Genomic DNA, 635 nt, shown 5'->3' on the forward strand with positions numbered 1-635 from the left:
CAGTCTCCTGAAGTGGCGTTCGGTATCTACGGTATCGTTGAACGTTCTCTGATCCCATTCGGTCTGCACCACATCTGGAACGCACCTTTCTTCTATGAAGTAGGTCAATTCACTACTGCGGCTGGTGAAGCGGTAACAGGTGAAATCCCTCGTTACCTGGCTGGTGACCCGACTGCGGGTAACCTGGCTGGCGGCTACATGTTCAAAATGTTCGGTCTGCCTGCTGCATGTCTTGCAATGTACGTAACGGCTAAACCTGAAAACAAGCTAAAAGTAGCTTCTATCCTGGGTTCTGCGGCTCTGACTTCATTCCTGACTGGTATTACTGAGCCTATCGAATTCGCATTCCTGTTCGTTGCGCCTGTTCTGTACATTGCTCACGCTGTGATGGCTGGTTCTGCATTCGTTGTGATGATCCTGCTGGGTATCAAACACGGTACAACGTTCAGCCACGGTCTGTTCGACTTTACTCTGCTGTTCGGTCAGTCGACTAACGGTTGGATGCTACCTGTTGTTGGTCTGTGTTATGCGGCTCTGTACTTCTTCGTATTCACTGCTCTGATTAAGGCTCTGGATCTGAAAACTCCTGGTCGTGAAGATGAATCTGAAGCAAAAGTTGTGGCTAACACCAGCAA

Annotated in this window: 1 protein-coding gene; it reads left to right on the plus strand. The window is 49.3% G+C overall.

Annotation, left to right across the window (positions count from 1 at the left end):
- On the plus strand, window positions 1–635 hold a 635-nt coding region (locus CSW98_RS17465), incomplete at both ends, for a PTS transporter subunit EIIC (protein WP_198517367.1).

This window comes from Vibrio sp. HA2012 (assembly GCF_002812955.1).
Lineage (GTDB): Bacteria > Pseudomonadota > Gammaproteobacteria > Enterobacterales > Vibrionaceae > Vibrio.